Annotated in this window: 1 protein-coding gene; it reads right to left on the reverse strand. The window is 61.0% G+C overall.

Annotated elements, in window-relative coordinates:
- Positions 1-562: Ig-like domain-containing protein (locus tag VTU_RS33800; RefSeq protein WP_010107061.1), on the reverse strand; the 562-nt coding region annotated here is incomplete at both ends.

Raw genomic sequence — 562 nt, forward strand, 5'->3', positions numbered from 1 at the left:
TTGACGCTGATGGTATTGGTCGCGTCGTTGACGTTGGCCGTGGGTGTGAAGGTCGCTGTCCAGGTTTTGCCGTCGGCATTGGCCGTGAGCGTGCCCAGCGTGCCGTTGGCGTCGGTGAGCACGATGTCCTCGCGCGTGAAGCCGGTGACGGGCTCGCTGAAGGCGAAGGTGACGGTGGTGGTTTCGCCGACGGTGAGCGCGCTGTCGGCCAGGGTGATCGTGGCGGTGGGGCGAACGAGGTCAATGTCGAAGGGGACATCATCGAAAACTATCAGCCCCCTTACACCACCCGCATTGCCCGCGATATCGGTCACGGAATCTCCAGCCATGACGAGGTTATTGCCAGTCGATGAGGTACCGGAAGTTGGGGCAGTGAGCGTGAACTGCCAAGTAATGCCGTCGGTGGTACGCAGGTTGGACAATGTGCCGGGATTGGCGGTGGGCCTGATGGTAAAGCCAAGACTCATCTCCAGAGTGAGACTGTCCCGATTGAGCGCTTCGGAGAAGGTGAGGGTGATGGTGGTTGATTCGCCGGCGCAGAGCTTGGGGTCCGCGATGGTGA

It is taken from the genome of Verminephrobacter aporrectodeae subsp. tuberculatae At4 (genome assembly GCF_000193225.1).
Classification (GTDB): Bacteria; Pseudomonadota; Gammaproteobacteria; order Burkholderiales; family Burkholderiaceae_C; genus Acidovorax; species Acidovorax aporrectodeae.